Consider the following 25,400-nt stretch of genomic DNA (forward strand, 5'->3'; position numbering starts at 1 on the left):
AAACGAAAACACCCGGCGTTTTCGACGCCGGGTGTCTTTGAAAAAATGCTTGGAAGCGCCGATTACTTGGTGGCGGCTTCGTACATTTCCAGGACGTAGTCCCAGTTGATCAGGCTGTCGACGAAGGCTTCGAGATACTTCGGACGGGCGTTGCGGTAGTCGATGTAATAGGAGTGTTCCCATACGTCGACGCCGAGGATCGGGGATGCACCGTGAACGAGCGGGTTTTCGCCGTTCGGGGTCTTGGAGATGACGAGCTTGCCGTCCTTGACGGAGAGCCAGGCCCAGCCGGAGCCGAACTGGGTCGTGCCGGCAGCAACGAAATCAGCCTTGAACTTGTCGTAGCCGCCGAGATCCGAAGCGATCGCGCTTTCCAGCTTGCCCGGCAGCTTGTTGCCGCCGCCGCCCTTCTTCATCCACTTCCAGAAATGGATGTGGTTGTAGTGCTGGGCAGCGTTGTTGAAGAGGCCGGCATTGGTGCCGAACGACTTCTTGACGACTTCCTCGACCGACAGGTCAGCCAGGCCGGCTTCTGCAGCAAGCTTGTTGCCGTTGTCGACATAGGCCTTGTGGTGCTTGTCGTGGTGGAACTCGAGCGTCTCCTTCGACATGAAGGGCGCAAGGGCTTCGTAATCGTAGGGGAGTTCAGGAAGTTCGAAAGCCATTGGTCTACTCCTTTTGGCAAGCACCGTGGGTAACAGGTCGTGCGGGAACATAGGAGCGTGGCCGGCAAGAGGCAACGGTGAACTTGCCAAAAATCAACTCATCCCCGTCAAGAAACTGCTGAATTTTCGGGCCAGTATGGACTGGATTGGCGCCCGACGCGAAGATGGGGGCCACGACATGAAAGGACCAAGATGAGAACCACGCTCGCAATCGCCACGATCCTGTCCGCCACTTTCGCCATCGAGGCGCATGCCTCTTCCGACGACGCCTGGGGCGCCTTCAGCAAGGACGTTTCCAAGGCCTGCATCACCGCCGCCAAGGGGCTGATCGACAATGGCAAGGCGGTGGTCGATCCGTTCGGCAGCCAGAGCTATGGGCTGGCCGTCGTCACCGGCAAGGCACATGGCGGCAAGGCCACGGTCAGCACGATCTGCGCCTATGACAAGAAGACGAAAAAGGCCGAAGTGGGCGGCGAAATCCCGGGCGAACAGCTGATCGCAAAGCCTGCGAAATAAGCCTTCAGGACAAGGCGGGCGCATGCCCTTTGATCTCTGTCAGGCAGGGCGGCGCCTTGCCTGATAGCATTTTCCTCGCGTTTACCATTCGTCAAATCGAGCCCTTTCACCCCCGAGTCCCCTTAGAAAATCGTTAAATGGTCGGGGCTACAATTGGCTCCCGTGATATTGAGGGGATTGGACGAGCCAGGCCGTGGAAAGACTTGTCAATTTGGAAGATCATGAGACCCTCGAGAGCCGCCGCCTGCGTGGTCTCGAGCTCGCAATGGACCATCTGCCCGTGGCGATCGGCATCCTGACGCTCGAAGGCAAGCCGGTCTATCTCAATCAGCCCTTTATCGACCTCTACCGGTTCGACTGGTGGCAACAATCCGGCATCACCTTTTCGCAGATGATCAACAAGGGCCTGTTCGCCCAGTGGAAGATCGATCCGGCCGGCTATTTCGACCAGATGCGCAGGACGATCCTGCAGGACCGGCCTTTCATCATGGAAGTCGAATTCGGCGATCGCGTCATTGCCATTCATGACCGGCTGCTGGAAGGCCGCTTCATCCTCTCGACCCAGGCGGATGTGACGGCACGCGTTCTGGCGGAGCGGCAGGTGACCTATCTTGCCCATCACGACCCGCTGACGCGCCTGCTCAACCGAGCCGGTTTTGCGCAGCGTTTCAATCAGGTCATCCAGGCCAATGAGAAACATGGCGGGCGTTTCGGCGTGCTGTCGCTTGATCTCGACCACTTCAAGGATATCAACGACATCCATGGCCATGCCGCCGGCGATATCGTGCTGGTGGAAGTGGCGCGGCGGATGCGCACCTGTCTTGGCGACCAGGGATTCATCGGCCGTCTCGGCGGCGACGAGTTCACCATCATCAGCACGTCCGACAACCAGCCGCCATCCGTGCTGGCGATCGCGACACGGCTGCAGGAGAGCATTCCGAAGCCGATCCTGTTCGAGGGCAAGGCGCTGCGTGTCGGTGTCAGCATCGGCATCGCGCTTCACCCGGATAATGGGCTGGACCGCGCGACGCTGCTGCGCAATGCCGACGAGGCGCTCTATCGGGCCAAGCGGGAAGGCCGCGGCAGGATTTGCATCTATGACGGTCGCGGCAGGCACCATGTGGCCGCAAGCGACCATGAGGCCGGGCTGCAGCAGGCAGAACTGTTCGATCCCTCTGCCGAGACAGGCCGCGATGCCGACACGGTGACAACATCGGTCCGCAGGGGCGGTTTTGGAGCCTGACGTGAGGTCAGGCCCCGAAACCCCGCAACACCCCAGGCCTTAGCGGACGACCGGTTCGCCGTGGAAACGGCGGCGCGAGGGCGGCGAAACACCGAAACCGACTTCCATCATCAGCCGCGGTTTTGCAGTCGGCACGGTGCCCATGTGGAAACCGAACGGATCCTCGACGAAACCGGAACCGGCAGGGCCGGTGAGAGTGACGGGGCTGCCGGAACCGTAATAATCCAGCACCTCTTCGGCCGGATGGCCGACGAGCAGCGTATACTGGTGTTTTGCCTTGCGGCGGGCATGGCTGCCCCTGACGAAGACATGCGGGCCGGTCGTATCGTCGACATCGACCAGATTGAAGAAGAACTTGATCATCCGCCAGTCGTCGAGATCGAAATGGAACTTGTCGAGCGAGGCGAGATGCCGGTCTGCTTCGGAGGCCTCGGTCGGAAAGCTCCACCAGATCCGCGTCGTGATCAGCCGCGCCTGGGCGCCGAGATAATGGCGGGCGACATCGATCAGAAGCGGGTCGTCCCGCACGGTGCGCACGCCTTCGCTATCGAGCGAGCGTTCGAAGAAATGACCGCTCAGCAGTGAGCGGCCAAAACCCTGTTCGGCCGCCTTGTGGTCGGGCGCCAGGAATTCGAGCTTGCGGCTGAAATTGCCGAAACAGGGCGTGCGGTCGGCAAAGGCGCGGATTTCCCGATGCACCGCTTCCGGCAGCTGAAGACCGTTGAATATGCCTTCGGACCGCAGGGATTCTGCCACTTTCTCCGCGTCGAGATCACCGAAGATCGACGGGCCGGAGGCCTCTGTGGCCCGGTGGCGTTTCGACATCAGCCAATGGGCACGGCGGCCCGGCATGGTGCGCGCCAGGATGAACATCGGCAGCCAGGCCGGGTTTTCCTTGACGTCTGCAAGATAGGTGGGGATGCGCACTGCCATGCGGCGGAAACGACTGCCGCTGCGCGCGACGGCTTCAAGATCGTTTGCGGGAGAAGAATTGACCGACATTGCGACTCCTATCCGGTATTGGGGTTCCGAGAGCGGGAGAGAGATAGCGGGCATTACTTGACTGCCCGGGTATCATTTTGCTGCAATGCGGCAGAAATGAGATCAACCAAAGTCTTGGCCATGATGAATGGCTAGTAATTCGTGAATTGCATGTATTGGAACAGTGCAATTCACGTATTTCTCACGACAATACGATCACTACTCGGATTTCAACTGCCAGCGGGCACGCGACGCCTCGAAATGGCCGATACGCTCGGCAACCCAGCGCCAGAGCGGCAGAACCTGGATGAGAAGATCACGGCCTTGCGGGGTCAGCGCGTATTCCACCCGCGGCGGTACCTGCGGATAAAGCGTGCGGGTGACGAGCCCTTCCCGCTCCAGCCGGCGCAATGTGTGGGTCAGGACCTTCTGGCTGATACCATCGACACGCTCCATGACGCGCGAAAAACGCACCGGCTCAGGACTGGCGCCCAGAACCTGCATGACCCAGAGCGGCCATTTGTCCGCAACAAGGCTCAATATCTCGCGCGCCGTCTCATCCTGCGCATCAGTGAGCCCCTTGCAGAAGTCTTCTGCACCTTCGAGTATCTGGTCTTTAGTATCCATGAGGTAAGTATAGATCATCAGGGTACCTTCTTTCAAGAATGCACTGATGTTTCTACATGCTGGGTCTCAACCACGAAGGAGACTTTTCATGACACGCACATGGTTCATTACAGGCGCCGCGAACGGCCTCGGCCGCGATATCACAGAAGAGGTTCTGGCCCGCGGCGATCAGGTCGCGGCGACCGCGAGACGGCCGGAAGAACTGGCGGATCTCGTCCAGACCTATGGCGAGCGGATCGAGGCGATCGAACTCGACGTGCGCGATGCGCAGGGTGCGGAAGGCGCCGTCGCGCAGGCCATAAAACGCTTCGGTCGGCTCGACGTGATCGTCAACAATGCCGGCTACGGCAAGCTTTCCGCCTTCGAAGACACGGATGCGGACAGTTTTCGCGACCAGATCGACACCAATCTCTACGGCACGATCTTCGTGACCCGCGCAGCACTGCCGCATCTGCGCCGGCAGCGGTCGGGACATATCCTGCAGATCTCGTCGGTCGGTGGCCGCGTCGCCTCGCCCGGGCTCAGCGCCTACCAGACGGCCAAATGGGCGGTCGGCGGCTTTTCCGGCGTGCTGGCCGCGGAAATGGCGCCGCTCGGCATCAAGGTGACCGTGGTCGAACCGGGCGGCATGAAGACGAACTGGGCAGCCCGGACGATGGGTGATGCGCCCGAGATCAGCCCTGATTACGAGGAAACGGTCGGGCGGATGCTGAAACTGCGATCGAGCGGCGAGGTCAACCTCTTCACCAGCGATCCGAGACGGGTGGCAAAAATCCTGTTCGAGCTTGCCGGCCACGACAATCCGCCGCTGAAACTCTTGATCGGCAGCGACGCCGTGGCGAATGCGCGGCGGGTGGAGGATGCAAGGCGCGAAAGCGACGAAAGATGGGAAGCGGTGAGCCGCAGTGCGGATGCAAAGGCGGAGGCGTTTGCGGCGATGCCGGAGTGAGTGTTCTCCGGGCCTGCCGCTCTATCGGCCTCTTCTTGTTCTCTACCTGAGAGAGTGCCATATTTAAGGTGGAACCAGGGATCTTCACCGTGAACGGAAATGAAGAAGCCAAACTGCTGGCGCTGATGGAAGCCATGTTCAATGGTCAGAAACGGACATTGAACATGGTCGAAGCTGCGATCGAAAAGTTCAGTTCGACGGAAACGGAGATCACCAAGCTCAATCGTGGCATGAATACCCTGCAGGAGCTTTTGCTTCGGCAGAATGGCGCGGCTCATACGCTTTTGCTCAATCTGCAGAATGATTTTAGCAATCTACGTAATGAAATCTCGTCAAGATTCGACGCGATAGTTGCCCGACTCGAAGATATAGACAGGCTGCTGGACGAACGCGCGAATGACATCAAGCGAGCCCAGATAGATCTGATCAGCCAGTATAATGAAGTGTTGAACGCCGTGCAGGATTCATCACAGGCGGCTCGCATGGCCCGCGACCTGGACGTGAGGTTGACTGAAGTCGAGAACAAGATCGCACGCCTCTGACGCGCATCTTCACCTTCAGGCAGGAAGACATAGTTGGCCGGATGAGGTGCGCCCTCACCCGGCCATTTCTCAAAAATCTCAGACGTCGTCGCCCTTGGTCGAGCGGGCCCAATCCATGTACAGCTCCAGCGCCTTGCGGGCGACCGGGCCTTCCTGCAGCGAGCGCTCTTCGAACTTCGTGACCGGCACGATCTTGGAATAGTTGCCGGAGGTGAAGATCTCGTCGGCATTGGCGAAATCCTCGACCGTCAGCGTCACTTCGCGAACGTCGAAACCGCCCTTGCGCAAAAGGCCGAGAACGCGGGCGCGGGTGATGCCGGCGAGGAAGGTGCCGTTGGCGATCGGGGTCATCACGACGCCGTCCTTGACCATGAAGATGTTCGAGGAGGCGGTTTCGGCGACATTGCCGTTCATGTCGCGGGCCAGCGCATTGTCAAAACCGCGGTTGCGGGCTTCGATGATCATGCGGCCGCTGTTCGGGTAAAGGCTGCCGGTCTTGGCACCGGTCATCGCGACTTCCGGGTTCGGACGGCGATAGGGCGAGACGGTGAGCGAGGACGGCTGGGCGGTGTGCATCGGCGCTTCGAACATGCAGAGCGCGAAACGGGTCGATTCCGGATCGGCGGCAACGACGCTGTAAGGCATGCCGTGTTCGGCCCAGTACATCGGCTTGATATAGATCGCCGTCTTGCCGTCGAATTTCTTGACGCCTTCCATGGCGAGCGCTTCGATTTCCTCGGCCTTCATGACGGGCTGCATGCCCATATTTGTGGCGGAGCGGTTGACGCGCTGGCAATGCAGGTCGAGGTCCGGCGAGATGCCGTCGAACCAGCGGGCGCCGTCGAACACGGTCGTGCCGAGCCACATGGCATGCGAGGTCGGGCCAATCAGCTTCGGATTGCCCTCCAGCCATTCGCCATCGACGAAGGTCCAGGTGGTGGAACGGGGGGCTGTGTTGACGGCCATGACGGTCTCCTTGAACATATAGGCAGGTCGAAAAATCGCGGCGAGTGAAGGACCCGCCAGCACGCCGCGTCAAGCAATAATGTCAGATGGAACATCACAAAAATTGATTGATTGCGCCGAAGGCCGTCATGGTGGCGTCATTTCCATCATGGTATCCCGCCGCCGACAGAGGAGAAATGCCGATGGTCTGGTCCCCCGAACAATATGTGAAATTCGAAGACGAGCGGACACGCCCTGCCCGCGACCTGCTGGCGCAGGTGCCACTTGGAGCGGCCAGCCGCGCCTATGACCTCGGCTGCGGACCGGGCAATTCCACCGAACTGCTGGTCGAGCGGTTCGGCGCCGGTAGCGTCATCGGCCTCGATAGCGACGAAAACATGCTGGCCGCCGCCCGTGAGCGCCTGCCCGGAACGGAATTCATCTCGGGCGACCTTTCTAGCTGGGCGCCGCCGGAAAAGGCCGACCTGCTTTATGCCAATGCCGTGTTTCAATGGGTGCCGGAGCATCTTTCCGCCTTGTCGCGCCTGATGGACCATCTGACACCCGGCGGCGTGCTTGCCGTGCAGATGCCGGACAATTTTTCCGAACCGACGCATGTTTTGATGCGCGAGACGGCCGCGTCCGGTCCCTGGGCGCCGGCCTTTGCAAACGGCGGCGTCGCCCGCCCGCTCCTGCCGCCGCCATCGGCCTATATGGAAGCGCTGCAGGCCAAATCCATGCGCGTCGATGTCTGGCACACGATCTATTACCATCCTCTCGCCAATGGTCCGGCCATCGTCGAATGGGTGAAATCGACGGGCTTGCGGCCTTTTCTGGCTGCAGCAGGCGAAGAACATCGCGAAGGGTTTCTGGCGGATTATACGGATCGTATCGTCAAGGCCTATCCGCCGATGGCCGATGGCCGGGTGCTGTTGCGCTTCCCGCGGATTTTTGTCGTGGCGGTGAAGGCTTAAACGCCGGGGCGGATAAAAACCCCTCCCCACCCTCCCCACAAGGGGGGGGGCTTAACCTGGCCGAACCGCCGGAGCTCGATTGGGGCAGGCGAGTGCCGCAGGTATTCTCCCCCCTTGTGGGGGAGATGGCCGGCAGGCCAGAGAGGGTCTTTTAACCGAGACCTCAGATCCGCTTCAGATCCAGCTGCGTCGTGACCACCGATTTGCCGCTATCGGGGTCCTGATCGATCGTGCGGATGCGCAGGCCGTTATCGCCGACCTTTTCGATCGTCATCTTGGCTTCACGATCGCCATATTCGACCTTGGCCCAGGTGACGTCGAGATTGATCGTGTCGCCGCTGCGGCTCCCCGCCAGTTTTGACGGCTGACCGGAAACACCGACATAATTGCCGGAATAGGAACTGCCCGACGTGTTGACCTTGGCCGTAAAGGTGCGGGAAATCACCGCCAGCGCACGGCAGGTACCGTTCATCGAAAAGCCGGAGGACGTGGCATCGGACGTCATCTTGCAGGAGACGGGGACATTGCTGCCGCCAAGTTTGGTCAGCACCTTGCCGCCGCCGGTCCATTGTCCTTCGATGGACTTCAGAAAATCCTGCTCGGCGGCAAAGGCGCCTGATGAAGCAAAGACGGCACCGGCCAGTGCCATGGCGAAAAGAGCTCGCATGATCAAAATCCTGTCTGGTTGATGACGGAAAACACCGTCCGGAACGGTTTTGTTCCCCTTCCCCAGATAGGTGCTGCTGCGAGGCCTTTCCACCTTTCGGCATGATCTACCGGTTTATTGACCGGGCTGCTGCGGGGTCGGCGCCGGCAGGAAAGGCGCGTCGGAAGGCTGCTGCACGCTCTGGCTACGGCTGTCTCCAAGCGGCCAACGGCTCTTGTCGTTCATCCAGACGAGGGACAGGACACAGGCGACCAACAAGATCAGGACAAGGATAAACAGCCAACGCATCAATCAGGGCTCCTTCACGCTTCGACGGGTTGCGACACGCCAGATTACGCGCCGCAACGATCCGTGATCTCTCTAGGCAAACAGTTGGGCCTCTATGCGGCAAGGCTTAAAGAAGAGCCTCCGAAAAGAGAACGCAGTGCAGCAATTGACAGGTTCCGATACCAGCGGCACTCTTGCGTTGATCTTCTGCAAACCAACCCGACGTTATGCCAATGCCCCGCGCCATGTCGCTCACCCAGGACCTTGTCGATCTCTGCTTTCGCGAAGAGGCCGATCCCGGCACCCCGGAGAACTGGCAGCCGCTGAGCGATTCCGATTTCGCCACCATCGCCGACCGGCTGACCGCAGAGATCGGCGATGCGCCGCTGTGGATCTTCGCTTATGGTTCGCTGATCTGGAAACCCGGTTTCGACTCGATCGCCTGCCAGAAAGCGACCGCCTATGGCTGGCACCGGTCGTTCTCGCTGCATATCGAACGCGGCCGCGGCTCGCCTTCCCAGCCCGGCCTGATGATGATGTTGTCGCGTGGCGGGCGTTGCGACGGGGTAATCTATCGCGTTGCCGACGACGACAAGCGCAACCAGATCGAAAAGGCGCTGCGTCGCGAGGTAAGCCACAAGGATAGTCTCTCCACCTTCCGTTTCCTGCCGGTGAGAACCGCGGAGGGCGAAACGGTGCGGGCGCTGACCTTCTGGGCCGGCGGCAAAAGCCCGCGCATCATTTCGCCGCTCTTGCCGCTTGAGCGGGTCGCGCCGGTCCTTGCCCGCGCCTGCGGCCATCGCGGCTCCTGCGCCGAATATCTCTACAACACCGTCGTCCATCTCGCCGAATTCGGCATTCGCGACCGCAATCTCTGGCAGTTGCAGGACATGGTGGCGAAGGAGATCCGGGCGCTGCAGGAGGAAAAGGTGGCGGTGGAGGCCTGAGAACCGCGACGGGAACTGCTTCTGAGAACGGTTCCGCTACCGATGAACCATCACCCGGTTGGGAGGCCGATGATGACCCCTGTCCTTTATTCGCACCCCTTTTCATCCTACTGCCAGAAAGTGCTGATTGCGCTTTACGAAAACGATACGGAATTCGAGACGCGGATGCTCGGGCCGGAGGATCCTGAAGCCTATGAAGAGCTCGTTGATCTCTGGCCGGTCAAGAAATTTCCGATGCTGAAGGATGGGAGCGAGACCATCCATGAAGCCTCGATCATCATCGAATATCTGCAGATCCACTATTCCGGCCCGGTGCAGCTGATCCCCCAGGATCCGGCGGCGGCGGTCGAGGTGCGCATGCTCGATCGGTTCTTCGACAATTATGTTTCCACGCCGCAGCAGAAGATCGTCTTCAACGCCATCCGCAACGAAGAGAACCGCGATCCCTATGGCGTGCAGGAAGCGCGCGACATGCTGGATGCCGCCTATGGCTGGCTGGAGGCGCGGATGAAGGCCCGCGAATGGGCTGCGGGCAATACATTCACGCTGGCGGATTGTGCGGCGGCACCCTCGCTGTTTTATGCCGACTGGTCGCATCCGCTGGGAGACCGGTTTCCGGCCGTGACCGCCTATCGCAGCCGGCTTCTTGCCCGCCCCTCTTTCGCGCGTGCCGTCGACGAGGCCCGGCCATTCCGAAAGTATTTTCCGCTCGGAGCACCGGACCGGGATTGATCCGGATCAGATCCGCGCCGCCAGAAAATCGATGAAGGCGCGGATGCGCACCGCCAGATGTTCGTGGCCGGCATAAACGGCATGGATCTCCTCGATGTCGTCCGGATTGTAATCTTCCAGAAGCACGAGCAGGCGCCCCGCCTGAATATCCGGCTCGACATGGAACCGCCCGACCCGGCCGATGCCGAGACCATCCAGACAGAACTGGCGGATGATCGAGCCGCTGGAGGCCTTCAAATTGCCGGCGACCGGCCTTGGCTCAATGCGGCCGGTCTTCGGATCGCGGAACGGCCAGCCTTCGACCGAGCGGCGGAAATTGAAGTTGATGCAATTGTGGTGGATCAGCTCTTCCGGCGTTTTCGGCATGCCGTGGCGGGCGACATAGTCCGGCGAGGCCATCACCACCTGCCGGCTCTGGCCGAGTTTTCGCGCCATCAGCGATGAATCCCGCAAAGGCCCGTGGCGGATGGCGATGTCGACGCGTTCGCGGATCAGGTCGACCGTGTCGTCGGTCAGGGTGACGTCGAGCTGAACATCGGGAAACTGTGCCAGAAACTCGCCCGTCAGCGGCAGGATATAGCGCTCCCCGAAACCGACCGAGGCATTGACCGAGAGCGGCCCGCGCGGCAGCATCCGCCCGCCACCGGCCACCACCGCCTCGGTATCGGCGATCTCCGCAAGTATCCGCTTTGCCCGCGCAAAATAGGTCTCGCCTTCGGGGGTGAGCTGCAGGAGGCGGGTGGAACGGACGACTAGGCGCGTGCCGAGACGATCCTCCAGCCGCGTCACCAGCTTGCTGACGGCTGAGGGGGATAGTTGCAGTTTTCGGCCTGCCGCGGAGAAGCTTTTCAGCTCGGCGGCGAGGACGAAAACTTCCATTTCTCCGGCGCGGTTATCCATGGGGGTAAATTCCTAATATCCGCTTCTGCATCTGGTTTTGGGACGGTGCCCGATTTTTACGCCTGAAGTCGGCAATTGCCCCTCATCCGCCTGCCGGCACCTTCTCCCCGTTCTGATGGGGAGAAGGGAGGTTGTGGCTCTCTCCCAACCTCAAGCAGGCCACGTCCCCTCTCCCCGCAGGCGGGGAGAGGGCTAGGGTGAGGGGCAAGTCGCATCGGCAGCCGAAAACGCGACCGCCACCAACCAATCACCTGTGACTTCATTTCACAAATGATTATCCACCTACCCTGCTACACAGGCAAGTGACGGAAGACGATATTGCACTGCATCAGATGCCGCTCCTCCCAAGCACATTTCCAAAGGCATCTCCGCACAAGGACTAAAACCATGCCTCTCGCTCTTTACGCGCTGACGGCCGGTGCCTTTGGTATCGGCGTCACCGAATTCGTCATCATGGGTCTGCTGATCGATGTCAGCAAGGATCTGGGTGTCTCCATCTCCGCCGCCGGCCTCTTGATCTCGGGTTATGCGCTCGGCGTCGTCATCGGCGCGCCGATCCTCGGCGCCATTTCCGGCAAATGGTCGCGCAAGACCCTGCTGATGGCGCTGATGGTCGTCTTCACCATCGGCAATCTCGCCTGTGCGCTGGCGCCCGATTACTGGACGCTGATGGCTGCCCGCGTGCTGACCGCCTTTGCCCATGCTTCCTTCTTCGGTGTCGGCTCGGTTGTCGCAACCAGCCTGGTTGCCCCGAACAAGAAGGCCTCGGCCATCGCCGTCATGTTTACCGGCCTCACCGTCGCCAACATTCTCGGCGTGCCCTTCGGCACCTGGCTCGGCCAGGCCTATGGCTGGCGCTCGACCTTCCTCGCCGTGACGCTGATCGGCATCGTTGCCTTTGCCGTCATCGCTCTGCTTGTCCCGAAGGACAAGGCCTCGGATGCGGATGAAGAAGCCTCGCAGGGCGTTGCCGCCGTGCTCGGCCGCCGCAGCGTCATTCTCGGCCTGCTGACCACCGTTCTTTCCTGGGTGGGTGTCTTTGCCGGCTTCACCTATATCGCGCCGATCCTGACGCAGATCACCGGCTTTTCTGAAGCCGCCGTTTCGCCGATCCTTTTGATCTTCGGTGGCGGTCTGGTCGTCGGTAACCTGTTCGGTGGCTGGCTGGCCGACAAGCATCTGATCCCGACGATTGTCGGCAGCCTTGTGGCACTTTCCGCCGTGCTGCTTGTCATGACGGCCGCAATCCATCAGCCTGTGCTTGCCGTGATCGCGATCGGCCTGTTCGGCGCTGCCGCTTTCGCAACTGTTGCACCGCTGCAGATCTGGGTGCTGAAACAGGCGGAAGGTGCCGGCCAGGGCCTCGCCTCCTCCTTCAACATTGCCGCCTTCAATCTCGGCAATGCGATCGGTGCCTGGCTTGGCGGCGCGGTGATCGACCATGGCCCCGGCCTCGGCGCCGTCACCTTCGTAGCAGGCATCATTCCGCTCGGCGCACTTGCCGTCGCAGTCATCGCAATCCGCCTCGATCAGAACAAGAACCGCAACATTCCTCTCGCCAGCCCGGCCGAGTAATCAGCAGAAGGACCATGATCATGGACTATCGCACACTTGGAAAATCCGGCCTGAAAGTGCCGGTCCTCTCCTTCGGCGCCGGCACTTTCGGCGGCTCCGGCCCGCTGTTTTCCCATTGGGGCACGACGGATGTGGCGGAAGCCCGTCGCCTTGTCGACATCTGCCTCGAGGCCGGCGTTACCCTGTTCGATACGGCAGATGTCTATTCGGCCGGCGCCTCGGAAGAAGTCCTGGGCGAGGCGATCAAGGGTCGGCGCGAGGAGGTGCTGATCTCCACCAAAGCCAGCCTGCCGACCGGTGACGGCCCGAACGACTGGGGCTCGTCCCGTTCCCGCCTGATCGGCGCCGTCGAGAAGAGCCTGAAACGGCTTGGCACCGATCATATCGATATCTTTCAGCTGCATGCCTTCGACGCCTCGACGCCGGTCGAGGAAGTCGTCTCGACGCTCGACCGCCTCGTGCAGGACGGCAAGCTGCGTTATATCGGCGTTTCCAACTTTTCCGGCTGGCAGATCATGAAATCGCTGGCCGCCGCCGAAAAGAACGGCTGGACGCGGTATGTGGCAAACCAGGTCTATTATTCGCTTCTCGGCCGCGATTACGAATGGGACCTGATGCCCTTAGGCGCCGATCAGGGGCTTGGGGCTCTGGTCTGGAGCCCGCTCGGCTGGGGTCGGCTTACCGGCAAGATCAGCCGCTCAAAACCGATCCCGGCCGGCAGCCGCCTGCACGAGACGGCGGATTTTGGCCCGCCGGTGGAGGACGAACATCTCTACCGCGTCGTCGAGGCGCTGGAAGCGGTTGCCACTGAAACCGAAAAGAGCGTGCCGCAGGTGGCGATCAACTGGCTGATCTCGCGGCCGACCGTCTCCTCCGTCATCATCGGCGCCCGCAACGAGGAACAGCTGCGGCAGAATCTTGGTTCCGTCGGCTGGTCGCTTTCGGCAGAGCAGATCGCCAAGCTCGATGCGGCCAGCACCGTGACCGCACCCTACCCGCATTTCCCCTATCGCCGGCAGGCCGGGTTTGCCCTGCTCGATCCGCCGCTCGCCGGCTGAAGTTTTCGCCGGCTGAACTTTTTGGATGAACGGATCACTGCGGAACACGCAAAATCTGGCAGTTGATCCGATCGTCAAAGGCACCATGTAATGGGAGCCCCATTACAGTCTGCGGGCCACTCCACGAATTATGGAAGGCCCGCCCCCTCCCTGCCCGGCGCCGCCGGGCAATCCGTCCACAGGAGTTACCATGCACGACGTCAGCGCCCTTGGCGCCAACATTCCCGCCCTCGGTTTCGGCACGTTCCGCATGCCGGATGCCGATGTCCATCGCATCCTGCCGGCCGCACTGAAGATTGGCTTCCGGCATGTCGATACGGCGCAGATCTACAAGAACGAACAGGCCGTCGGTGACGTGCTGAAAAGCTCGGGCATTCCGCGCCAGGACATTTTTCTGACCACGAAAGTCTGGGTCGACCGCGTTGGCCATGACGCCTTCATCGCCTCCGTCGACGAGAGCCTGGCAAAGCTGAAGACCGATTATGTCGACCTTCTGCTTCTCCACTGGCCGCAGAGCGAAATGCCGCTCGCTGACCGGATCGGCGCGCTCAACGACCTGCGCAAGGCCGGCAAGGTCAAGAATATCGGCGTTTCCAATTTCTCGACTGCGCTGATGGCCGAGGCGGTAAAGCTGTCGGATGCACCGATCGTCAACAACCAGGTCGAATACCATCCCTATCTCGACCAGACCAAGGTTCTGGCCGAGGCCGCCAAGACCGGCATGTCGGTAACCGCCTATTACCTGATGGCCGACGGCGCCGTGCCGAAGGACGAGGTTTTGAAGGATATCGGCGCCAAGCATGGCAAGACCGCCGCCCAGGTCGTGCTGCGCTGGGCCGTACAGCAGAAGGACGTGATCGCTCTTTCCAAGACCGCCACCGAAAGCCGCCTGCCGGAAAATTTTGAAGTTTTCGACTTCGCGCTGTCGGAAGAGGAAATGCAGGCCGTGCACAAGCTGGCCCGTCCGAATGGCCGCATCGTCAGCCCGGGCCATTTGGCACCGGACTGGGACAAGTAAGCAGGACGTTGATTCTGGTTTATAAGGAAGGCTCCGGGGAGGTTATCTCCGGAGCCTTTTTCGTTTGATGACGGCAGAGAGGTTTGCTTAGCCTTGCCGGCAATCCGAAGGCTCCAGCAGGATTTTAGGGGGCGGTGGCGTTCAGTTGCGCGGACTGATAACTGGTTGAGACCTGCGCGAGATTGTCCGTCTGCGGCCTGTGATCCGGCACCGTCCGTGCAATGAAGACGGCCAAAACGAGCAGCGAGAGCCTGAAAATGAAGGCGTGGAGAAGGGTTTCTGAAGCATCCATGGAGCGATCCCCGGCGGTGAAAATCATGTCGCCAAGGATCGCAGACAGGCGACTTTGCACAATGCGGAAGATACAAGGGAACCCTTCGGATAATCCGAAGGGTTCAAGAGAGGCATCGAGGAGGAGGCATCCATGCGTTTTGACCTGACGGACCTTCGCCTGTTTCTGCATGTGGTCGAGGCGGAAAGCATTACCCAGGGCGCGGAACGGGCCGGCATGGCTTTGCCATCGGCGAGCGCCCGCATTCGCGGCATGGAGGAGATGAGTGGCGTTTCGCTGCTCGACCGGCGCCCACGCGGGATCAAGGCGACGGCCGCCGGGGAATCTCTTGCCCATCACGCCCGCATCGTGCTTGGCCAGATGGAACAGATGCGCGGCGACCTTCAGCTTTATGCCCGTGGCCTGCGCGGCAAGATCCGCTTCTTTTCCGGCCGTGCGGCGATGGCACATCTTCCCGATGTTCTTCGCCGGTTTCTCGCGGCACATCCCACGATCGACATAGACCTCGTGGAGCGGCAGAGCCCCGATGTGGTCGCGGCCGTCGCCGGCGGGCATGCGGATCTTGGCATTGCCGCCGATACGACCGATACGGGGACGCTGGAAACCAAACCATTCGAGGCCGACCGGCTGGTGCTGATCACGCCGGCCGATCATCCGCTCTGCGATCTCGAATCCGTTGCCTTTGCCGACGTTCTGGATGAACCCTTCATCGGCCTTCCGGCGGAAAGCGCATTGCAGGGGCATCTTGCCATTCATGCGGCGCGGGAGGGGCGGCCGTTCAAGCTGCGCATCCGGCTGGACAGCTTTGAGGATATCTGCGCCATGGTCAGCAGCGGCATTGGGCTTGCCATCGTGCCGGAAATCTATGCCCGGCGTTATCAGGCGGAAATGTCCTTTCGAGTCGTGGCGATCACCGATACATGGGCGGTGCGGCATCTTCTCGTCTGCGCCCGCAGCTTTGCGGCGCTCCCGGTCCATGCAAGGGCGCTGGTCGACTATCTTTCCAAAGAGCGGGATTAACGTCTCGGCGGCCTGGGGTGGAAACCCACCCACCTCTTTCCGCATTTGGGCATGATCCGACCCATAACCCCCAGCAAAAACCGGTTGCCGGCCATCTCCCTGCCGCGATCGGTTGTTTCCTTCTCTCCGTGCCATAGATCCGCCTTTCGAGATGCAGAGGCAGGAATGGAGGAATTGTTGATGTATTTCAGATCGATGCTTGTTTCGGCGGTCGTTTTTGCCGCCTTTTTGCCCGCGGCACCGTTTTCCGCAGCCGCCGCCGACGAAAAAGCGGCGGGGCCGAAAAAGGCGGAATGCCCGGCGGCACTGCCGAAGGATGCCGACTGCTTTGCCGGCCAGGACGAGAACGGTGCCTATTACTGGATGGCGCGCCCGAAGAACTGGAACGGCATTCTGGTCGTGCATTCGCATGGCGGCCCGCGTACGGCGAAACCGAAGCCGGATGATCCGGTCGAGGATCTGGAGCGGTTCGCCGTCACTGTCGATGAAGGTTATGCCTGGGTCGGCTCGAACTATCGCAGGCCCGGTTATGGCGTGCGGATGGCGGCGGCCGATACCGACAATGTCCGAAAAATCGCGGAAGGTTTTCTCGGCAAGCCGAAACTGGTTCTGCTGCACGGCCAATCCTGGGGCGGCAATGTGGCGGCGAAAACGGCCGAACTTTATGCGATCGATCCGGACGGGCATAAGAACTATGACGGTGTCGTGCTGACCAGCGGCGTGCTTGGCGGCGGCACTTATTCCTACACGTTCCGCGCGGATTTGCGGGCCGTCTATCAATATTACTGCAAGAACCATCCGCGCGCCGACGAGGTGCAATATCCCGTCTGGCAGGGGCTGCCGAAGGACGGCAAGATGAAGCGCGAGGAGCTTGAGGCGCGCGTCAACGAATGCACCGGCATTTCCGAGCCGAAGGACAAGCGCACGCCCGAACAGGCGAAGAATTTGCAAAACATCCTGGCCGTGACGCATGTGCCGGAGAAGACGCTTGTGGCGCATCTTTCCTGGGCCACCGGCCTGTTCCACGACATGGTCTGGAAGCGGCTCGGCGGCAAGAACCCGTTCGACAATTCCAAAACCGTCTATGCCGGCTCGGATGACGATGCTGCGCTGAACAAGGGCGTCGAACGTTTTACCGCCGACCCTGAAGCCGTGCGCCTGCTCGCCTATGATGCGGACCTGACCGGCGAGATCGTGCTGCCGACGATCACCATGCACGCGAAAAACGACCCGACGGCGTTCGTGCCGCTCGAGGCGCATTATCGCGATGTCGTGGAAAAGGCGGGAAACAGCGACCTGCTCGTGCAGAACTTTACCGACGAGGCCGAGCATTCGAAACTTTCGACACCGCAATATGCGGCGCTGTTTTCGCAGATGGTCGACTGGATCGAAAAGGGCGAGAAGCCGACGCGGCAGACGGTGGCGGCGAGATGTGAGGAGAAGAGCAAGGTTTACAAGGAGCCTTGCCGGTTTCTGCAGGATTTCGAGCCGCAGTTGGAGAAGGAATGAGGCGGTGGGCTCTGGCCTAGCTGCTATCCGCCCCATGAGAGGCGGAGTTATTGCATGTGGGATTGGGCATCGATGCAGAGCTCCCGATGATCTCCCCCCTTGTGGGGGAGATGTCACGAAGTGACAGAGGGGGGTGAGCAACGGTTCCGCAAATTCGAGGTGAAACGGGAGCGTGGGGATACCCCCCTCTGCCCTGCCGGGCATCTCCCCCACAAGGGGGGAGATCGGCAAACCGCATGCCCATCGCCCATAGAAGCTAAGCCGCGATCACCCCCGCAACCGCGCCAAAAGCGGATCTGTAATCACCGAAAAAATCCCCGGATCGCCATAAGCCCTCGCCGACAGCATCGCGCCATGCACGATCGCCATGAAAGCCTCAGCCTCGGCACGCGGTGACGCGATCAGCGTCAACCTTCCCTCCGCCTCGCCAGCCTGCATCACCTCGGTCAGCCAGCCGGCCAGCGTGGAAAAATGGGCGCGCACGCCCTCTGCCACCGGTGCCGGCAGCATGGTCATTTCGCCGGCCAGCATGGCGCAGACGCAAAAGGGTGCCGTCGCATCGGTGATGCAGGCGCGCCAGTAACCGATGAAGGCGGCGAGTTTTGCGGACGGGTCGGTAACGGCGCGGTCGAGCGTCGCCAGCCCCTCGGTTGCCTCTCGTCGATAGCCCTCGACCACCGCATGCACGAGATCGGCCTTGCTGGCAAAATGATGGTGGATGCTTGCCTTGCGGATGCCGACGACGCCGGCAATGTCGGCATAACTGAAGCCGTTATAGCCCCCCGCGACAAGAAAGCTGCGGGCGGAGGCGAGGACAGCGGCTGAGGTCGAAATCTGGTCCATCGCGCACGCCTACCAACCAATTGGTAGGGCGTCAAGTCAGGACTGTTTGAACTTAAAGTGACTGGTCTAGACACCGCAGCGGATTGCGTCATTCTGGAAATCTACCTACTAGTAGGTTGACACCTTAGGAGATGATCATGACCAGCCAATCCACAACCTCGACCGGCAGCAGCACGGCTAAGAATGCGGGCAACAATGCCGGCAGCTGGCTGCGTTCCTATTATTTTACCCGCGGCGCCTTTTCGGTCGCCTGGGTCGCGGCCGCCTTTGCCACCGGCTCGAATTTCGGCCCCGTTACCGCAGTGCTTCTCGTCGGTTACCCGCTCTGGGATGCGGCCGCGAACCTTGTCGATGCGCGCCGCAATGGCGGGCTCGGGAAAAACCCGACCCAGACGCTCAACGTCTTCGTCAGCACGCTGACGGCGGCTGCAGTGGCGATCGGGCTCGGTTACGGCATGAATGCGGTGCTGGCCGTGTTCGGCGCCTGGGCGATCTTTTCCGGCCTTCTGCAGCTTGCGACCGGCGTACGCCGCTGGAAGATTGCCGGCGCGCAATGGGCGATGATTTTGAGCGGCGCGCAGTCCTCGCTCGCGGGCGCGCATTTCATCGTCAAGGCAACGGGCGATACGGTGCCCTCGATTGTCGATATCGCGCCTTATGCAGCCTTCGGCGCCTTCTATTTCCTCGTCTCGGCGATCAGCCTGTCGATCTCCGCCTACCGCGCCCGCCGCTCGGCCTGAGCCGCCCTCAGGTGGAGCCCCACACAGGATAGAGGCGCGTGAGAACCGGCGCGGCAAGGGTCGCGCCGGTTTTCCCTCAAGGCCTGCGATTATCCTCAAACCTCATCACGATCGCGTCTAATCCATCCTTCTGCGCTTGTTTGACAGCATTGACGCCTTAGATCCTGCCTCACAAACAGGAGACCAGCATGCTGCCGGAAAACAGGATAAAGCGCCACGAAGAGACCGTCGCACGCCTCAAGGAGGACATTGACTGGCTGCACGAAACCGGTTTCTGGACCGATATCGCCAGCAATGCCGACCTGATCGAGGCGAATGAAAAGGTCGTCGCGCACTATGTCAGCCTCGTGCGCGAGCTTTCGCGGGTACCGGGCTAAGAGAGGCGACGACCTGGCTTACAGCCAGCCTTTTCGCTTGAAATAGACATAAGGCAGAACCATCGAGGTCACCATCAGGACGATGGCGAGATGGTAGCCGTAATGCCATTGCAGTTCCGGCTGGTAGGCGAAGTTCATGCCGTAGACCGAGGCGACCAGGGTCGGCGGCAGGAAAACGACCGAGGCAACGGAGAAGATCTTGATGATCTGGTTCTGCTCCAGATTGATCAGGCCGAGCGTCGCATCGAGCAGGAAGTTGATCTTTCCCGACATGAAGGCCGAGTGGTCACCCAGCGAGGTCGCGTCCCGCTGCAACAGCTTCAGGCGCTGGCGCATTTCCTTCGGCAGCTTGCGGTCGACGCCATCGAGCGCCGCGTAATAAGCGACGACGCGCGAGACGCTGACGAGGCTTTCGCGGGTGACGGTGATGAACTCGCCCTTCTGGCCGATCGCCCGCATCAGTTCCTGCAGGTCGCGCGTCTTCTTGTTGGCCTTGTCGGCCTTGGCCTCGAAGACATCGCGGGAGATCTGGTCGATATCATTGCCGAGCCGTTCCAGCGTATCGGCCATGCGGTCGATGATCGCTTCGATCAGGCCGGTCATGATCAGCTCGCCGGTTGCCGAATGCAGGCCGGTGCCATTTGCCTTGCGGGCACGAGCCATGAAAGCGTCGAACGGGCGGGGCTCGGAATGGCGGACCGTGACGAGCACCGAACCCTTGACGATGAAGGTGACCGGCACCTTGTGCGGCGTGCCGGAATCCGGCCGGATCAGCACGGTCATGGTCATGAACTCGGCGCCATCCTCCTGATAGAGGCGGGCGGAAAGTTCGATATCTTCCATCTCGTCCATGGTGGGGACGGTAATGCCAAGGCATTCCCCGACCTGCCGCTCTTCCTCGGCAGTCGGGTTGATCAGGTCGTACCAGACAACGGCGGGTGCGGCTTCGGCGGGCTCCGCCACAACCCGATCATCGGGCGATGCGGAAACAAGGCGGTCAAGGTCATAGGCATGGATACGCAGCATGACGGCTCCTTTTCGGACCATCGGGTCCCCGGAGCGCGTATCCGAAAGAGAGAACGGATCAGAGCCCCGAAGAAACAGGTCTATGTATTGACGTCGAACTTCGACTGTCGGGGTTCATCTCGGTTGTCCTTTGAAAGAGCGGGGTCCGGTCGGGCCTCCGCTTTGCGCGTGAAATGGGCCTGTTTCGATGGAAAGTCAATGGGGTATGGGGTGGGGAAAATACCTAGGCGGCGAAGCGCAGTGAGGCTTGGCAGTGATCAGTTTCCGCAGGCCGGATCAGCGCGTGACTCGAAAGTCTGATGGAATTGCCTCTCCATCCGACGGCAGCATCGTGACATCTGCAACCGAAGCGCCCAGCGGGCCACGATGGAGACGTTCCAGCATCGTGGCGACCGCTTCAGGCCGGCCGGCGAGAAAGGCGGTGACGGCGCCATCCGGCTCGTTCCGCACCCAGCCTGTGAGACCAAGCCGCCGCGCCTCGCGTTCGGTCCAGGCGCGAAAACCGACGCCCTGCACCCTGCCCGTCACCCTTACCTTGGTAGTTGCAAATTCGACCATGATTGTCTCCCGCGGCGGTCCTGCTGCCGATCATGAAACGGCCGGGCCGGCAAAGCCATATCCTCGAACGAAAAAGCCGCCGGCCTCGGGACGCCAGCGGCTCGAAAGGTTTTCGATCAGCCGATCAGACGAACTGGCTCAAGCCCGGCACCGAGCCGATCACCTTGTCGACGATCTCATCGCCGGCATGTTCGCGGGCAACGGCCATGGTTTCCTTGGCAAGCGAGGTGATTTCGCCCATGCCAAGACCCTGGCTCATCAGCTGCTGGCCGAGCGCCATGACGCCGCCGCCGAAGCTTGCCATCAGGCCGCCGAGCAGGCCACCGCCGCCGGAACCTTCGCCGTTAAAACGGGCGACCAGTTCGGTCGCACCCGGTATGGCCTCGATCATCTGGGCGACCGCGCCGTCATCCGCTTCGCGCTGCAAGAAGCCGAGCATCATGCCGATCGCCTTTTCGGCGAGATCCGGCGAAATGCCGACGCTTTCGGAGACGCGGGAAACCAGTTCGTTCATCAATCTCTCTCCTCGGGGTTTTGACGTTCACGTCAAGGTAATATCGCATGTCGGTCATACAGCCAGTTTTGGCGAATGCCAACAGTCGCTCACAGTTGGCATGATCGATGCGCCGCTTCAACCACTGCCCGGCGCGACGGACACGATCAGGCTGCTACAGGAGGCCGCAGGCTGCGGCTTTCTCTATCACATCTTTGACAACAGGGCTGTGGCACAAGAGGCCTCAAGCCTGGTCGGAAGCTTCTCCGACCGTATCGGCCATGTAGGCGCCTCGCTCTCCCATCGGCTGCGGCCGGCCGGTGGTGGAATCGATGGCCGTCTGGTGCTCCAGTTCGGCATTGATCTCGGCGCCGGCGATCACGATGATGACGGAAATCCAGGTCCAGACCATAAAGCCGATCAGCGCGCCGAGCGTGCCATAGGTGGCGTTATAATTGGCGATGTTGGAGAGATAGAAGGAAACGCCGAGCGAGGCGGCGAACCAGAATATGGTGGCAAAACCGGCGCCCCAGGTGAGCCAGCGCAGTTTTGCCGGCTCGCGGCTCGGGCCAAATCGATAGAGCGCCATGATGCCGCCGGCGACAAAGAGCATCATGATCGGCCAGCGGGCGATGCGGATGATCAGTTCTGCCCAGCGGTCGAGCCAGAGATAGGAAAGCACGGCCGGCACGATGCCCATGGCGACGAGAATGACGATAGCGAGGAACAGGGCGCCGAGCGTGAAGACGAGCGAAATCAGATTGAGGCGAATGATGCTGCGCTTTTCCTGCTCGGCATAAGCGACGTTCATCGCCTCGAACAGCGCCTTCATGCCATTGTTGGCGCTCCACAGCGCCAGCGCGAGACCGCCGATCAGGCCGATGGAAAGAGTGGAGCCGCGTTCGGAGGCAAGGGCTGCGACCTGATCGAGGAAGATTTTCAGGCCATCTGCGGGCATGACCGTGCTGAGGAAAGAGATCCGATCGACGATCGCGGCGGGATCGGAGACGAAACCGTAGATCGAAACGAGCGCGCTTGCGGCGGGAAACAGGGCGAGAAGCAGGTAATAGGTGACGCCGGCGGCGATCAGGGTGATGCGGTCTTCGGTGAGCGCGGCAAAGACGCGCCAGAAGACGTCCTTCAGGCCACGGGCGGGGATTTCTTCCGGGCCGGTCGCTTCGCGGCCCCTGTCCTTCGCATGAATATCCTTGGCATGAATGTCTGCGGCACCGAGATCTGCGGAATAGGCGTTGCTCATATGATCGATGGCCATGGCCGCCCCTTCCCTCTCGTCGAACCGCGTCAGCAGTATGCGGCCTAAACCTTGCCTGCGACATCGCACAGCCGTTGCCGGGTTGTTCAGCTCATCCTATAAAGCTTTTCAAAACAACGCGCCGAGGGAGTGCATAGTTGCATGGACGAGACCGGAAAAATCTTCGTTGGCGGCAGCCGCAAGCCTGACGACACGCTCAACAAGGCCGAATATCTCGACCTGAAGTTCGGCAACCGCCACGGGCTCGTCACCGGTGCCACCGGCACTGGCAAAACGGTGACGCTACAGGTTCTGGCGGAAGGTTTTTCGCGGGCCGGCGTGCCGGTCTTCGCGGCCGATATCAAGGGTGACCTTTCCGGCGTCGCGGCCAAGGGCGTGGAAAAGGACTTTTTGCTGAAACGCGCCGAAGAGATCGGGCTGCAGGATTACGAATTCGAACAGTTTCCGGTGATCTTCTGGGATCTGTTCGGTGAAAAGGGCCATCGTGTGCGCACCACGATCGCCGAAATGGGCCCGCTCCTGCTCGCCCGGCTGATGGATGCGTCGGAGCCGCAGGAAGGCGTGATCAACATCGCCTTCAAGCTCGCCGACAAGGCCGGCCTGCCGCTGCTCGACCTCAAGGATTTTACAGCACTTCTGAATTACATGGCCGACAATGCCTCGGAGCTTTCCAAGGAATTCGGGCTGATTTCCAAGGCTTCGGTCGGCTCGATCCAGCGCGCCATGCTGGTTCTGGAACAGCAGGGTGCCGAACACTTCTTTGGCGAACCGGCGCTGAAGATCACCGATATCATGCGGGTGAACCCGAATTCGGGCTACGGCCAGATTTCCGTCCTCGCCGCCGACAAACTGATGATGAACCCGCGCCTTTACGGCACATTCCTGCTCTGGCTGCTTTCGGAACTGTTCGAGGAACTGCCGGAAGTGGGCGATCCGGAAAAGCCGAAACTCGTCTTCTTCTTCGACGAGGCCCATCTCCTGTTCGACGATGCGCCAAAAGTTCTGCTCGAGCGCATCGAACAGGTGGTGCGGCTGATCCGTTCAAAGGGCGTCGGCGTCTATTTCGTCACCCAGAACCCGCTCGATGTGCCGGAAACCGTGCTGGCCCAGCTCGGCAACCGCGTGCAGCACGCGCTGCGCGCCTACACGCCGCGTGAGCAGAAGGCGGTGAAGACGGCGGCCGATACGTTCCGCCCCAATCCGGATTTCGATTGCGCGACCGCGATCACCCAGCTCGGCACCGGCGAAGCGCTGGTCTCGACGCTGGAAGCCAAGGGTGTGCCCTCCATGGTCGAACGTACGCTGATCCGCCCGCCAGCGGCGCGGATCGGGCCGCTCACCGATGCGGAGCGCCAGACAGTCATGGACAAGAGCCCGGTGCTCGGCGTCTATGACGAGGATATCGACCGCGAAAGCGCGTTTGAAATGCTCGCCGCCAAGGCCAAGCAGGTGTCGGATGCCGCAGCCCAGAAGCAGGCCAAGGACGAGCTCGACCCGGCCCAGCCGCAGGCTTCCGGCCCGACGATCGGCGGCTGGACGCTGCCCGGCTTCGGCACGAATGACGATGACGACCGCAAGGGCAATGGACGCTCCACCGGCCGCTCCGGCTACCAGCGCGAGACGATCGTCGAAGCGGCGATGAAGAGCGTGGCCCGCACCGTTGCGACGCAGGTCGGTCAGGCGCTGGTGCGCGGCATTCTGGGGAGCCTGAAGCGGTAGGCCGAGGCCTGCCGCGATCGGATACAGCATGGCATATGAAATGATCTTTCGGCCGCTGATGGCAGCGGTCGTTTATGGGACCCTCTGTCTTGGCACGGCGACCCTTACCCAGGCCGCCGATGCCGCCCACGGCCAGCAGGTTTTCCGGCAATGCAGCGCCTGCCATTCGGCCGATACGGCGACCAACAAGGTCGGCCCGTCGCTCAAGGGCGTTGTCGGCCGGCATGCGGGCGCGGTGGCGGATTACAAATATTCGAAGGCACTGACCGACGCCGGCACCGGCGGAACGGTCTGGGACGACGCAACGCTCGGCGCCTTCCTTGCCAGCCCCCGCAAGGCGATGCCGGGAACGCGGATGAGCTTTTTCGGGCTGTCGAAACAGGCCGATATCGATGACGTCATCGAATATCTGAAGAGCAATCCGTGAGAGGGCAGACCTCTTTTCCTCACGGCACGCAAGGGTTTGCCCCTCACCCTAACCCTCTCCCCGTTCTGACGGGGAGAGGGGACGTGCCCCGTGTGATGTTGAAAGGTGGATTGAACCTGGCGACTTGCTCCCTTCTCCCCGCATGCGGGGAGAAGGTGGCGGCAGCCGGATGAGGGGCAAACTACACCCACCGTTCCTTTACCGCTTGCGCACGAACTCCGTCCGCAAAACCAGACCCTTGATGGCGTCGTGGCGGCAGTCGATTTCTTCCGGGTTGTCGGTGAGGCGGATCGACTTGATGACCGTGCCCTGTTTAAGCGTCTGGCCGGCGCCCTTGACCTTCAGGTCCTTGATCAGGGTGACGGAATCGCCGTCCTTCAGGACGTTGCCGGCGGCATCGAGCACCTGGTTTGCGGCGGCAGCTTCAGCGGCCAGTTCCGATGCCGGGCGCCATTCGCCGGTTGCTTCGTCGTATACGTAATCGTCGTCATCGGCTGCCATCGGCGTCTATCCTTCA

The 25,400-nt window shown here is 61.2% G+C and carries 30 protein-coding genes; 16 read left to right on the forward strand and 14 right to left on the reverse strand.

Annotated features, from left to right (window positions below; translation table 11 throughout):
- Positions 1-62: 62 nt before the first annotated feature.
- Positions 63-665, reverse strand: coding sequence for a superoxide dismutase (locus FHW37_RS08995; protein WP_145635189.1), 603 nt, complete (start codon positions 663-665; stop codon positions 63-65).
- A gap of 192 nt (positions 666-857) precedes the next feature.
- On the opposite strand from FHW37_RS08995, the gene FHW37_RS09000 reads away from it, so the two are divergent.
- Positions 858-1,181 (forward strand): hypothetical protein, encoded by a 324-nt coding sequence (locus FHW37_RS09000; protein ID WP_145635191.1) that lies wholly within the window; start codon positions 858-860, stop codon positions 1,179-1,181.
- Between the two features lie 193 nt (positions 1,182-1,374).
- A complete protein-coding gene (locus FHW37_RS09005) occupies positions 1,375-2,424 on the forward strand; it encodes a sensor domain-containing diguanylate cyclase (RefSeq protein WP_210249282.1) in 1,050 nt (349 codons plus the stop codon).
- 39 nt (positions 2,425-2,463) lie between these two features.
- On the opposite strand, the gene FHW37_RS09010 is transcribed toward FHW37_RS09005, so the two are convergent.
- Both FHW37_RS09010 and FHW37_RS09015 read right to left on the reverse strand, forming a co-directional pair.
- A complete protein-coding gene (locus tag FHW37_RS09010) occupies positions 2,464-3,426 on the reverse strand; it encodes a hypothetical protein (RefSeq protein WP_145635196.1) in 963 nt (320 codons plus the stop codon).
- Between the two features lie 198 nt (positions 3,427-3,624).
- The gene (locus FHW37_RS09015; protein WP_246690710.1) at positions 3,625-4,050 is read right to left on the reverse strand and encodes a winged helix-turn-helix transcriptional regulator; all 426 of its coding nucleotides are present in this window, start codon (positions 4,048-4,050) and stop codon (positions 3,625-3,627) included.
- 70 nt (positions 4,051-4,120) lie between these two features.
- Here FHW37_RS09015 and FHW37_RS09020 point away from each other — a divergent pair, with 70 nt between their 5' ends.
- Together FHW37_RS09020 and FHW37_RS09025 are read left to right on the forward strand one after the other, a co-directional pair.
- Entirely contained in the window at positions 4,121-4,981 is an 861-nt protein-coding gene (locus FHW37_RS09020) for an SDR family NAD(P)-dependent oxidoreductase (RefSeq protein WP_145635198.1), read from the forward strand.
- Positions 4,982-5,070: 89 nt separating this feature from the next.
- The gene (locus FHW37_RS09025) at positions 5,071-5,523 is read left to right on the forward strand and encodes a hypothetical protein (protein ID WP_145635201.1); all 453 of its coding nucleotides are present in this window, start codon (positions 5,071-5,073) and stop codon (positions 5,521-5,523) included.
- Between the two features lie 78 nt (positions 5,524-5,601).
- Here FHW37_RS09025 and FHW37_RS09030 read toward each other — a convergent pair whose 3' ends face one another.
- Entirely contained in the window at positions 5,602-6,489 is an 888-nt protein-coding gene (locus tag FHW37_RS09030; protein ID WP_145635203.1) for a branched-chain amino acid aminotransferase, read from the reverse strand.
- A gap of 182 nt (positions 6,490-6,671) precedes the next feature.
- On the opposite strand from FHW37_RS09030, the gene tam reads away from it, so the two are divergent.
- Entirely contained in the window at positions 6,672-7,442 is a 771-nt protein-coding gene (gene tam / locus FHW37_RS09035; RefSeq protein WP_145635205.1) for a trans-aconitate 2-methyltransferase, read from the forward strand.
- A gap of 163 nt (positions 7,443-7,605) precedes the next feature.
- On the opposite strand, the gene FHW37_RS09040 is transcribed toward tam, so the two are convergent.
- Entirely contained in the window at positions 7,606-8,109 is a 504-nt protein-coding gene (locus FHW37_RS09040; RefSeq protein ID WP_145635207.1) for a hypothetical protein, read from the reverse strand.
- A 114-nt stretch (positions 8,110-8,223) separates the two neighbouring features.
- The gene (locus FHW37_RS33510) at positions 8,224-8,397 is read right to left on the reverse strand and encodes a hypothetical protein (protein ID WP_186458195.1); all 174 of its coding nucleotides are present in this window, start codon (positions 8,395-8,397) and stop codon (positions 8,224-8,226) included.
- A gap of 206 nt (positions 8,398-8,603) precedes the next feature.
- Here FHW37_RS33510 and FHW37_RS09045 point away from each other — a divergent pair, with 206 nt between their 5' ends.
- Together FHW37_RS09045 and FHW37_RS09050 are read left to right on the forward strand one after the other, a co-directional pair.
- On the forward strand, positions 8,604-9,323 hold the full coding sequence (locus tag FHW37_RS09045) for a gamma-glutamylcyclotransferase (RefSeq protein ID WP_145635209.1): 720 nt from the start codon (positions 8,604-8,606) through the stop codon (positions 9,321-9,323).
- A 72-nt stretch (positions 9,324-9,395) separates the two neighbouring features.
- The gene (locus FHW37_RS09050; protein ID WP_145636026.1) at positions 9,396-10,055 is read left to right on the forward strand and encodes a glutathione S-transferase family protein; all 660 of its coding nucleotides are present in this window, start codon (positions 9,396-9,398) and stop codon (positions 10,053-10,055) included.
- 6 nt (positions 10,056-10,061) lie between these two features.
- On the opposite strand, the gene FHW37_RS09055 is transcribed toward FHW37_RS09050, so the two are convergent.
- The gene (locus FHW37_RS09055; protein WP_145635211.1) at positions 10,062-10,955 is read right to left on the reverse strand and encodes a LysR family transcriptional regulator; all 894 of its coding nucleotides are present in this window, start codon (positions 10,953-10,955) and stop codon (positions 10,062-10,064) included.
- A 387-nt stretch (positions 10,956-11,342) separates the two neighbouring features.
- On the opposite strand from FHW37_RS09055, the gene FHW37_RS09060 reads away from it, so the two are divergent.
- From FHW37_RS09060 to FHW37_RS09070, 3 genes are all read left to right on the forward strand, one after another.
- Entirely contained in the window at positions 11,343-12,530 is a 1,188-nt protein-coding gene (locus FHW37_RS09060) for an MFS transporter (RefSeq protein WP_145635213.1), read from the forward strand.
- A 20-nt stretch (positions 12,531-12,550) separates the two neighbouring features.
- A complete protein-coding gene (locus FHW37_RS09065) occupies positions 12,551-13,588 on the forward strand; it encodes an aldo/keto reductase (RefSeq protein ID WP_145635216.1) in 1,038 nt (345 codons plus the stop codon).
- Between the two features lie 190 nt (positions 13,589-13,778).
- Positions 13,779-14,606: an aldo/keto reductase gene (locus FHW37_RS09070; protein ID WP_145635218.1), complete on the forward strand. Its 828-nt coding sequence runs from the start codon at positions 13,779-13,781 to the stop codon at positions 14,604-14,606.
- Between the two features lie 124 nt (positions 14,607-14,730).
- Here FHW37_RS09070 and FHW37_RS33515 read toward each other — a convergent pair whose 3' ends face one another.
- Positions 14,731-14,898, reverse strand: a complete 168-nt coding sequence (locus FHW37_RS33515; protein WP_186458196.1) for a hypothetical protein — start codon at positions 14,896-14,898, stop codon at positions 14,731-14,733.
- A 132-nt stretch (positions 14,899-15,030) separates the two neighbouring features.
- On the opposite strand from FHW37_RS33515, the gene FHW37_RS09075 reads away from it, so the two are divergent.
- Together FHW37_RS09075 and FHW37_RS09080 are read left to right on the forward strand one after the other, a co-directional pair.
- Complete coding sequence (locus FHW37_RS09075; RefSeq protein ID WP_145635220.1) at positions 15,031-15,918, forward strand: LysR family transcriptional regulator; 888 nt, start codon at positions 15,031-15,033, stop codon at positions 15,916-15,918.
- A 180-nt stretch (positions 15,919-16,098) separates the two neighbouring features.
- Positions 16,099-17,427 carry an alpha/beta hydrolase family protein gene (locus FHW37_RS09080; protein ID WP_145635222.1) on the forward strand — a complete coding sequence of 443 codons (1,329 nt, stop codon included), beginning with the start codon at positions 16,099-16,101 and terminating at the stop codon, positions 17,425-17,427.
- A 267-nt stretch (positions 17,428-17,694) separates the two neighbouring features.
- On the opposite strand, the gene FHW37_RS09085 is transcribed toward FHW37_RS09080, so the two are convergent.
- Positions 17,695-18,270, reverse strand: a complete 576-nt coding sequence (locus FHW37_RS09085; protein ID WP_145635224.1) for a TetR/AcrR family transcriptional regulator — start codon at positions 18,268-18,270, stop codon at positions 17,695-17,697.
- Between the two features lie 131 nt (positions 18,271-18,401).
- On the opposite strand from FHW37_RS09085, the gene FHW37_RS09090 reads away from it, so the two are divergent.
- Positions 18,402-19,010: a DUF308 domain-containing protein gene (locus FHW37_RS09090; protein WP_246690711.1), complete on the forward strand. Its 609-nt coding sequence runs from the start codon at positions 18,402-18,404 to the stop codon at positions 19,008-19,010.
- A gap of 188 nt (positions 19,011-19,198) precedes the next feature.
- Entirely contained in the window at positions 19,199-19,387 is a 189-nt protein-coding gene (locus FHW37_RS09095; RefSeq protein WP_145635226.1) for a hypothetical protein, read from the forward strand.
- Positions 19,388-19,405: 18 nt separating this feature from the next.
- On the opposite strand, the gene corA is transcribed toward FHW37_RS09095, so the two are convergent.
- From corA to FHW37_RS09115, 4 genes are all read right to left on the reverse strand, one after another.
- The gene (corA, locus tag FHW37_RS09100) at positions 19,406-20,413 is read right to left on the reverse strand and encodes a magnesium/cobalt transporter CorA (RefSeq protein ID WP_145635229.1); all 1,008 of its coding nucleotides are present in this window, start codon (positions 20,411-20,413) and stop codon (positions 19,406-19,408) included.
- Positions 20,414-20,689: 276 nt separating this feature from the next.
- Positions 20,690-20,971: an acylphosphatase gene (locus FHW37_RS09105; RefSeq protein ID WP_145635231.1), complete on the reverse strand. Its 282-nt coding sequence runs from the start codon at positions 20,969-20,971 to the stop codon at positions 20,690-20,692.
- Between the two features lie 124 nt (positions 20,972-21,095).
- Positions 21,096-21,485 carry a hypothetical protein gene (locus FHW37_RS09110; protein ID WP_145635233.1) on the reverse strand — a complete coding sequence of 130 codons (390 nt, stop codon included), beginning with the start codon at positions 21,483-21,485 and terminating at the stop codon, positions 21,096-21,098.
- Between the two features lie 223 nt (positions 21,486-21,708).
- Positions 21,709-22,737, reverse strand: coding sequence for a YihY/virulence factor BrkB family protein (locus FHW37_RS09115; RefSeq protein WP_145635235.1), 1,029 nt, complete (start codon positions 22,735-22,737; stop codon positions 21,709-21,711).
- Between the two features lie 141 nt (positions 22,738-22,878).
- Here FHW37_RS09115 and FHW37_RS09120 point away from each other — a divergent pair, with 141 nt between their 5' ends.
- Positions 22,879-24,456 carry a helicase HerA-like C-terminal domain-containing protein gene (locus tag FHW37_RS09120; protein ID WP_145635237.1) on the forward strand — a complete coding sequence of 526 codons (1,578 nt, stop codon included), beginning with the start codon at positions 22,879-22,881 and terminating at the stop codon, positions 24,454-24,456.
- A 28-nt stretch (positions 24,457-24,484) separates the two neighbouring features.
- Positions 24,485-24,883 carry a c-type cytochrome gene (locus FHW37_RS09125; RefSeq protein WP_145635239.1) on the forward strand — a complete coding sequence of 133 codons (399 nt, stop codon included), beginning with the start codon at positions 24,485-24,487 and terminating at the stop codon, positions 24,881-24,883.
- A 198-nt stretch (positions 24,884-25,081) separates the two neighbouring features.
- On the opposite strand, the gene FHW37_RS09135 is transcribed toward FHW37_RS09125, so the two are convergent.
- Positions 25,082-25,384, reverse strand: a complete 303-nt coding sequence (locus FHW37_RS09135) for an alkylphosphonate utilization protein (RefSeq protein ID WP_145635241.1) — start codon at positions 25,382-25,384, stop codon at positions 25,082-25,084.
- Positions 25,385-25,400: the final 16 nt, after the last annotated feature.

It is taken from the genome of Neorhizobium alkalisoli (genome assembly GCF_007829835.1).
Lineage (GTDB): Bacteria > Pseudomonadota > Alphaproteobacteria > Rhizobiales > Rhizobiaceae > Neorhizobium.